9 protein-coding genes are annotated in these 7,561 nt (G+C 73.5%); 5 read left to right on the top strand and 4 right to left on the bottom strand.

The annotated features are described in order from the left end of the window. The coding region (locus GVN67_RS27170) for a hypothetical protein (RefSeq protein ID WP_200845413.1) at window positions 1–312 on the top strand (312 nt) is incomplete at its 5' end. A 16-nt stretch (window positions 313–328) separates the two neighbouring features. Here the strand turns inward: GVN67_RS27170 and GVN67_RS27165 are convergent. Beyond that, window positions 329–1,036: a hypothetical protein gene (locus tag GVN67_RS27165; RefSeq protein WP_160000442.1), complete on the bottom strand. Its 708-nt coding sequence runs from the start codon at window positions 1,034–1,036 to the stop codon at window positions 329–331. A gap of 47 nt (window positions 1,037–1,083) precedes the next feature. After that, window positions 1,084–2,220 (bottom strand): DSD1 family PLP-dependent enzyme, encoded by a 1,137-nt coding sequence (locus GVN67_RS27160; RefSeq protein WP_160000441.1) that lies wholly within the window; start codon window positions 2,218–2,220, stop codon window positions 1,084–1,086. Window positions 2,221–2,537: 317 nt separating this feature from the next. Between GVN67_RS27160 and GVN67_RS27155 the strand changes: the two genes are divergently transcribed. Next, window positions 2,538–3,566, top strand: coding sequence for an amino acid ABC transporter substrate-binding protein (locus tag GVN67_RS27155; protein ID WP_160000440.1), 1,029 nt, complete (start codon window positions 2,538–2,540; stop codon window positions 3,564–3,566). Between the two features lie 59 nt (window positions 3,567–3,625). On the opposite strand, the gene GVN67_RS27150 is transcribed toward GVN67_RS27155, so the two are convergent. Next, complete coding sequence (locus GVN67_RS27150) at window positions 3,626–4,585, bottom strand: tripartite tricarboxylate transporter substrate binding protein (protein ID WP_160000439.1); 960 nt, start codon at window positions 4,583–4,585, stop codon at window positions 3,626–3,628. 133 nt (window positions 4,586–4,718) lie between these two features. Continuing rightward, entirely contained in the window at window positions 4,719–5,540 is an 822-nt protein-coding gene (locus GVN67_RS27145) for an aspartate dehydrogenase (protein WP_160000438.1), read from the bottom strand. 75 nt (window positions 5,541–5,615) lie between these two features. On the opposite strand from GVN67_RS27145, the gene GVN67_RS27140 reads away from it, so the two are divergent. The 3 genes from GVN67_RS27140 to GVN67_RS27130 all read left to right on the top strand — a co-directional run. After that, on the top strand, window positions 5,616–6,593 hold the full coding sequence (locus GVN67_RS27140) for a LysR substrate-binding domain-containing protein (RefSeq protein ID WP_160000437.1): 978 nt from the start codon (window positions 5,616–5,618) through the stop codon (window positions 6,591–6,593). Window positions 6,594–6,626: 33 nt separating this feature from the next. Continuing rightward, window positions 6,627–7,073 carry a MarR family winged helix-turn-helix transcriptional regulator gene (locus GVN67_RS27135; protein WP_160000436.1) on the top strand — a complete coding sequence of 149 codons (447 nt, stop codon included), beginning with the start codon at window positions 6,627–6,629 and terminating at the stop codon, window positions 7,071–7,073. Beyond that, a partial coding sequence (locus tag GVN67_RS27130) for an MFS transporter (protein WP_160000435.1) occupies window positions 7,070–7,561 on the top strand: 492 nt, incomplete at its 3' end. The genes GVN67_RS27135 and GVN67_RS27130, both read left to right, overlap by 4 nt.

The raw sequence follows: 7,561 nt of genomic DNA, 5'->3' as shown, positions 1-7,561 counted from the left end.
GCGCTGTGGGGCCTGGCGCTGGCGCTGACCGGGGCGGGGGTGGGGATCTGCTGGCCGCATCTGCTGACCCGCATCCTGACCCTGGCGCCGGTGGACGAGGGCGACACGGCCTCGGCCGCCATCACCACCATCCAGCTCTATGGCATCGCCATCGGCGCGGCGATGGCGGGGCTGCTGGCCAATGCGGCGGGGCTGGGCGAGCCCGGCGGGGCCGAGGGCGCCCGCCGCGCCGCGGTGGTGCTGTTCGCGGCCTTCGCCCTGGCGCCGGGCCTGGCCGCGCTGCTCGCCGGGCGCGGCTTCGCCCGGCGATAGCGCGGGAGCCGGCGCGTCAGATCGCCGGGTCGACGCCGTCCTTGCCGACGGTGACGCGGGCGGTGGAGATCTTGCCGTCGGCGCCCTGCATGGCGTTGATGAAGACCGCGGCGCCGGCGACCAGGTCGGCGCGGCTGGCCGGGATCGGCATCAGCAGCGGCGTCTCCGGCGTCACCCGCAGCAGCACCGACTTGCCCTGGATGGTCAGGCGCAGGTCGCGGCCGGCCGCGCTTTCCACCACCGCCTCGACCGGGCCGTCATTCATCGAGGTGCCGGGCGACAGGTCCCAGGCCACCTGGCGCTCGGTGATGCGCATCCCCGGCGGCAGCACGGTGATCGCCACGGCCTTCAGCTCGCCATCGGTGCCCGGCTCGGCGACGGCGCCGACCGAGGTGCCGGCGGTGATGTCGGCGAACGCCACGCGGCGCAGGGCGGAGACGGTCGCGTTCTCGGCCAGCACCACCTCGGCGGTGGTGCCCTCGCGGGTGGCGATGCGCAGGGCGGCGCCCTCGACGCCGGTGATGCGGCCGCGCAGGCGGACGGGGGTGCCCGCGGCGGGGCTGGCCGGCTGCTGCGCGAAGGCGCGGGCCAGCGGCGAGGCGGACAGGGCGAGCAGCGCGGCGCCACCCAGCAGGGCGCGGCGGGTCAGTGACGGCATGACGATGTCTCCGGGCAGGATGATGCCATCAAGCGCCCGGCCGGCGCCGCCTGCAAGCTTGGCCATGCGCCCCCGCCCGTTCCGGCCCACCGAGGCCGGAACAACCGAAAAAATCACCAGCCGCGGAAGCGGGGCCAGTGGGTCAGCGGGGTGCCGTCGGCGGGCAGCACCTCGTAGCCCTCGAACTGGGCCGAGGTGGCGCAGGCATGGTTGGGCAGGATGCGCAGCATGGCGCCGAGCGGCAGCTCGGGCAGGCTGGCGTCGCTGCCGGGGCGCAGCGCGACGATGCCATGCTCCTGGTTCGCCGCCTTCAGGATGAGATCGGGATAGGGGCGGCCGTCGATGTCGCAGACCAGGCCGTAGAACTGGTCGACCGCCTGCACCGCCGTGCCGCGGTCGCGCGACATCGCCATCCAGCCGGCATCCACCATGATCCAGCCGCGCTCGGCCTGGTGGCCGATCACCGTGGCCAGCACTGAAACAGCGATGTCGTCCGGCGTGCAGACGCCGATGCCGGCCATGACCAGGTCGAAGAAGACATAGACGCCGGCGCGCACCTCGGTGACACCGGCGAGGTCGCGGGCGAAATGCGCGGTGGGGGTGGCGCCGACGCTGACCACCGGGCAGGGCAGCCCCGCCGCGCGCAGCGCTTCGGCGGCGGTGACCGCGGCCAGCCGCTCGCGCTCGGCGAAATCGGCCAGCGCCGCGGCGCCCGAGACGCCGTAGCTTTCGCCGGCATGGGTGACGACGCCGCGCAGCGTGGCGCCGCCCTCGTGCAGGACGCGGCCGATGGCGACGACGCGCGCATCGGCGGGGTCGAGGCCGGAGCGGTGGCCGTCGGAATCGATCTCGATCAGCACCGGGATGGCGTCGCCCGCCTGGCGGGCGGCGGCGGCCACCGCCTCGGCCTGGCCGAGGCTGTCGAGCACCAGCGCCAGGTCGCAGCCGGCGGCGCGCAGGGCCAGCACCCGCGGCAGCTTCGAGGGGGCGATGCCGACCCCGTAGAGCAGGTCGGTGAAGCCGGCGGCGGCGAATTCCTCCGCCTCCTTCAACGTCGAGACGGTGGCAGGGCCGCGCGGGCTGCCCAGGATGCGGCGGGCGGCCTCGACCGACTTCACCGTCTTCAGATGCGGCCGGATGGCGACGCCGAGCGGCTGCAGATGGCGCTCCAGCCGGGTGACGTTGCGCAGCATCCGCGCCTCGTCGAGGACCAGGGCCGGGGTCGTGAGCTGGGCGAGGCGGGTCGGCATGGCGGCAATCCTGCGGGTCTGATGCGCCACAGCATGCCCCGCCCCGGCCCGCGACGCCACCGATGCCACGGGCCGACCCGCCGGGAAAGCCCGCCGGAAGGACCCACCGGGAGGGCCCACCGGGAAAGCCCACCGGGAAAGCCCACCGGGGGTGCCTGCCATGGGAGGCCGCGAAACGACCGCCGCGCAGGCAGCGTGCCTCCCGCTTGCGCGGCATGCTGCATCGCCGCGCGAAAAACCCGGCCAGGGCAGGCTTGACGATCAAGCCCCCTATTCCGCACCTTCGCGTGAGAAGAACGACAGGGAAGCTCTCGACCATGCTGAAGCGCACCATCCTGGCCACCGTCGCGGCGATGGCCACCTGGTTCGGCGTGTCGCAGCCGGCGCAGGCCGGGGCCACGCTGGACGCGATCAAGGCGCGCGGCCAGCTGGTCTGCGGCATCCATACCGGCATCCCGGGCTTCGCGCTGCCGGATGCGCGCGGCAACTGGCAGGGGCTGGATGCCGATCTGTGCCGCGGGCTGGCGGTCGCGCTGTTCAACGACGCGTCGAAGGTGCGGTTCCAGCCGCTGAGCTCGTCCACCCGCTTCACCGCGCTGAACTCGGGCGAGATCGACGTGCTGTTCCGCACCAGCACGCACACCATGATGCGCGACGTGACGCTGGGGCTGCGCGCCATCACCCCGTATTTCTATGACGGGCACGGCTTCATGGTGAAGGCCAATGGCGGCGTCACCAAGGCGTCCGAAATGGGCGGGGCGACGATCTGCCTGGTCACCGGCACCACCAACGAGCTGGTCACCGCCGATTATTTCCGCACGCAGAAGCTGCAGTTCACGCCGATCCTGTTCGAGCGCACCGACCAGGCCATCGCCGCGCTGCAGGCCGGGCGCTGCGACAGCTTCGGCACCGACGCCTCGCAGCTGGCGGCCAGCCGGTCGTCGATGCCGAACCCGGCCGAATGGACCATCCTGGCCGAGCGCTTCTCGAAGGAGCCCTACGGCCCCTATGTGCGGCGCGGCGACGACGAGTGGTTCGACCTGGTGCGCTGGTATGTCAACGCGCTGTTCGAGGCGGAGGAGCGCGGCGTGACCGCGGCCAATGCCGAGCAGATGGCGAAGGAGAGCACCAACCCCGACACCCGCCGCCTGCTGGGCGCGACGCCGGAGCTGGGACAGGCGCTGAAGATCTCGCCGGCCTGGGTGGTGAACGTGGTCAAGGCGGTCGGCAACTACTCGGAGATCTACGAGCGCCACATGGGCCCGAAGACCGCGATCGGCCTGGCGCGCGGCGTCAACGAGCTGTGGAACAAGGGCGGGCTGCACTACCCGCTGCCGATGCGGTGAGGGCCTGAGACTGCCGGCCGGTCCCCGGCTCCGGGGCCGGCCGGTTCGCGGGCCGGCGCTCAGCTCGCCTTGATGCCCGCCCGGCTGATCACCGCTTCCCACTTGGCGATCTCGGCGCGCAGGAAGGCGGCGCTGCTGGCGGGGGTGCTGTCGCTCACCACCTCCATGCCCTGGCCCTGCAGCGTCGCCTTGTGGCGTGGATCGGCGACGACCCTGTTGATGGCGGCGTTCAGCAGGGCGACGGTGGCCGGCGGCGTGCCGGCGGGCGCCAGGACCATGTGCCAGGTGAAGCTCTCATAGCCCGGGATGGTCTCGGCGACGGTCGGCAGGTCCGGGAACAGCGGCGAGCGCTGCGCCGAGGTGACCGCCAGGCCGCGGGTCTCGCCCTTCTGGATAAAGGGCAGGCCGCTGGAGATGACATCGAGCATCATCGCGACATGGCCGCTCAGCAGGTCGGGCATGGCGGCGGTGGAGCCGCGATAAGCCACATGCGTCACCTCCAGCCCGCCGGCCATCGACAGCAGCAGCTCTGTCGCCAGGTGGATGGAGCCGCCATTGCCGTTGCTGGCGTAGTTGAACCTGCCCGGGCTGGCGCGGAACAGCGCCAGCAGCTCCGGCAGGGTGGTCGCCGGCAGGTCCTTGTTGACCATGACCACGTTGTGGATGCGGCCGATATGGGCGACCGGCTGGAAGTCGGCGACCGGGTCGAAGGGCAGGTGCGGGAAGAGCGCGCGGGCGACGGCGTGGCCGACCGTGGTGTAGAGCAGGGTCTGGCCGTCCTTCGGCGCCTTGGCCACCGCGTCGCTGGCGACGATGACGCCGGAGCCGGTGCGGTTCTCGACGACGAAGCGCTGGCCGAAGCTTTTCGACAGTTCGTCGGCGATCAGCCGCGCCGGCAGATCGGTCGGGCCGCCGGCGGAGAAGGGCACCAGCAGGCGCACCGGCGCGGTGGGCCAGGACTGGGCGCGGGCGATGGCGGGCGCCGCCAGCGCGGCGGTCATCAGGGTTCGGCGAAGCATTGTCGTTGATCCGGCCTTTTGCGTGGTGTGGCCGTGACGGGCGTTTTTCGTGGGGCGTGCCCGCAGGCCCGCCCGGAAACCGACAGAAAGAAAAGAAGGGGGGCCGGGGGGGAATGCATTCCCCCCGACTGGTCTACGTCCCTACCCGCAGCGGCGCCCGCAGCTTGCGCAGGCAGGCGATGACCGAGAGCGCCGTGATCTTCCCGGTCTTGGGATTTTCCGACGGGATGTTCTCGATGGCCATCGACAGGAAGGCCGAGTCCGATTCCACCTCGATCCGGTGGGTGTTGCGGGTCAGCGCCGGGTCGGCCCAGATTTCCAGCGTGGTGCGGTCCGGCCCGATCCCGGCCAGCGACAGGGCGACGGCGACGTTCAGATTGGCCGGGAAGCCCACCGCCGCGTCGCGCGGCGTGCCCTGGAAGATCCGCAGCGGCGCGCGGATCGCCTCGATGCTGATGTTATTCTCCAGCAGATAGGGCGCGCCGACCAGGCCGCGCACCGGCTTGCGGGTGATCATGCGGACGGCGGTGATCTCGCCTTCGGCCGCGGCCACCACGGCGTCGAGGCCGAGCAGGGCGCCGGTGGGGACGATGATCTGGGCGTCTTCCGCGCGGGCCAGGGCGATCAGGTGCTCGTGCTGCAGCAGGGCGCCGGCGCTCAGCACCAGCACGGTCTTGCCGGCGCGCAGGAAGGGCTCGGCGATGGCGGGCAGCAGGGCCGCGGGGGCGCATTCGACGACCAGGTCGGCCAGCGGCTCGAGCGCCTCGATGGCCAGCACCGGCACCGGCTGCCGCAGCCCGGCCAGGCGCGCCGTGGCGCTCTCGCGGTCGCGGGCGGAGACGGCGACCAGCCGGCAGCCGGGGATGCCGGCGTCGAGGGCGCGGGCGACGGCCAGGCCCACCGCGCCCAGGCCGGCGATGGCGATGCGGAGGGGGGGACGGTTCTGCTTCGGCATGGGCCCGATGGAAGCCGGTCGGCCGGCGCCCGACAACCGAATTCCCCGCCGCCGATGCATGCGCTAGGCTCATGCATGGCCCGGCGGACCCTGCCCCCCCTGCATGCGCTGCGCGGCTTCGAGGCGGCGGCGCGGCTGCTGTCCTTCAGCGCCGCGGCGGAGGAGCTCGGGGTGACGCAGGGCGCGGTCAGCCGGCAGGTGCGGGCGCTGGAGGACTGGCTGGGCCGGCCGGTGTTCCACCGGATGACGCGGCGGGTGGCGCTGACCGAGGCCGGGCAGGCGATGGCGCGCCTGGCCGAGGATGCCTTCGGCCTGCTCGAGGACGGCGCCGCCCGGCTGCGCGGGGCGGGGCCGCAGCGGCTGGTGCTGGGGGCGCTGCCGACCATCACCTCGGCCTGGCTGATGCCGCGGCTGGACCGCTTCGCCAAGCGGCATCCGGAGCTGGAGCTGCGGCTGCTGTCCTCGATCGCGCCGGCGGCGCTGGCGCCGGGGGAGCTCGACGTGGCGATCCGCGTCGGGCCGCTGCCGGGGCGGCGCTATCCCGCCCGGGCGCCACGGATCGAGCTGCAGATGGTGGCGAGCTGGGCCGGGCTGGTGGCCGAGCCGCTGTTCCCCGACGTGCTGGTGCCGGTCTGCCGGGCCGAGCTGCTGCCGGGCGGCGCCCCCGTGACGGCGGCGGAGCTCGCAGGAATGCCGTTGCTCCATACCTCGACGCGGCGGCATGCCTGGCCGGACTGGCTGCGCGCCCAGGGGGCGTGGGGCGGCGCCATGCTGCCGGGGCAGCCCTCCTTCGGGCATTTCTTCATGGCGCTGGAGGCCGCGCGGCGCGGCCAGGGGGTGGCGCTGGTGCCGGATGTGCTGCTGCCCGCCGCCGGCCTGCCGATGCCGGGCGCGCTGGTGACCGCCAGCACCGCCCGCATTGCCAGCGCCGGCGAATACTTCTTCCTGTTCCCCGCCAGCCGGGCGCAGGAGGCGGGGATCGCGGCGCTGCGCGGCTGGCTGCTGGAGGAGGCGGCGCAGACACGTCTCGACATTAGGTGCATCGCCAATTAATGCTGCCACATCTTTCCGGCTGCGGAGGGGCAGATGGTGGATGCGGCGCAACGGCGCGAGGTCTTCGGCCGGCTGCTCGGGCAGGTCGCGCGGCACTGGCGGCGGGCGGTGGACCAGCGGCTGCAGGCCTATGGCCTGACCGAGGCCACCTGGCTGCCGATGCTGCATCTGGCGCGGGCGCCGCAGCCGATGCGGCAGAAGGCGCTGGCGGCCTCGCTGGCGCTCGACAGCTCGACGGTGGTGCGGCTGCTGGACGCGCTGCAATCGGCCGGCCTGATCGAGCGGCGCGAGGACCCCGATGACCGCCGCGCCAAGGCGATCTTCCTGACCGCCACCGGCCAGGCGCTGGTGGCGCAGGTCGAAGCGACCTCGGCCGAGGTGCGCGGCGCGGTGCTGGCCGGGGTCGGCGACGCCGAGCTGGAAGCCGCCGAGGCGGTGCTGGAGAAAATCCTGGCGGCGCTGGCGGAGCGGGAAGGGTGAGCGGCGCGGCCGAGCCGGCGCCGCCCCCGCGCGCGCCGCTCTGGCTGCTGGCGCTGATCACCTTCAGCGGCACGCTGGCGATGCATGTCTTCGTCCCCGCCTTGCCGCAGGCGGCGGCGGCGCTGGGGGCGAGCCCGGGCTCGCTGCAGCTGACCATCAGCTTCTACATCGCCGGGCTGGCCGTCGGGCAGCTGGTCTATGGCCCGCTGTCGGACCGCTATGGCCGCCGCCCGGTGCTGCTGGCCGGGCTTTTCCTCTACACCACGGCAGGCCTGGCCGCGGCCCTGGCGCCGGACGCGACATCGCTGATCGCGGCGCGGCTGTTCCAGGCGCTGGGCGGCTGCGCCGGGCTGGTGCTGGGGCGGGCCATCGTGCGCGACGGCTCGGCCCTGTCGGAGGCGGCGCAGCGGCTGGCGACGATGAACCTGATGGTGGCGCTGGGCCCGGGGCTGGCGCCGCTGCTGGGCACGGCGCTGACGGCGGCGGCG

The organism is Roseomonas sp. 18066 (assembly GCF_902706185.1).
Classification (GTDB): Bacteria; Pseudomonadota; Alphaproteobacteria; order Acetobacterales; family Acetobacteraceae; genus Pseudoroseomonas.
The sequence above is the reverse complement of the archived record's forward strand: the minus strand, read 5'-3'. Positions and strand labels throughout refer to the sequence as shown.

What these genes read in the sequence shown, in the direction of transcription:
- GVN67_RS27155 (WP_160000440.1), top strand. Translation starts at nt 2,538, where the DNA reads ATGCTGAAGCGCACCATCCTGGCCACCGTCGCGGCGATGGCCACCTGG.
- GVN67_RS27160 (WP_160000441.1), bottom strand. Translation starts at nt 2,220, where the DNA reads ATGCCGACCCGCCTCGCCCAGCTCACGACCCCGGCCCTGGTCCTCGAC.
- GVN67_RS27165 (WP_160000442.1), bottom strand. Translation starts at nt 1,036, where the DNA reads ATGGCCAAGCTTGCAGGCGGCGCCGGCCGGGCGCTTGATGGCATCATC.
- GVN67_RS27150 (WP_160000439.1), bottom strand. Translation starts at nt 4,585, where the DNA reads ATGCTTCGCCGAACCCTGATGACCGCCGCGCTGGCGGCGCCCGCCATC.
- GVN67_RS27145 (WP_160000438.1), bottom strand. Translation starts at nt 5,540, where the DNA reads ATGCCGAAGCAGAACCGTCCCCCCCTCCGCATCGCCATCGCCGGCCTG.
- GVN67_RS27140 (WP_160000437.1), top strand. Translation starts at nt 5,616, where the DNA reads ATGGCCCGGCGGACCCTGCCCCCCCTGCATGCGCTGCGCGGCTTCGAG.
- GVN67_RS27135 (WP_160000436.1), top strand. Translation starts at nt 6,627, where the DNA reads ATGGTGGATGCGGCGCAACGGCGCGAGGTCTTCGGCCGGCTGCTCGGG.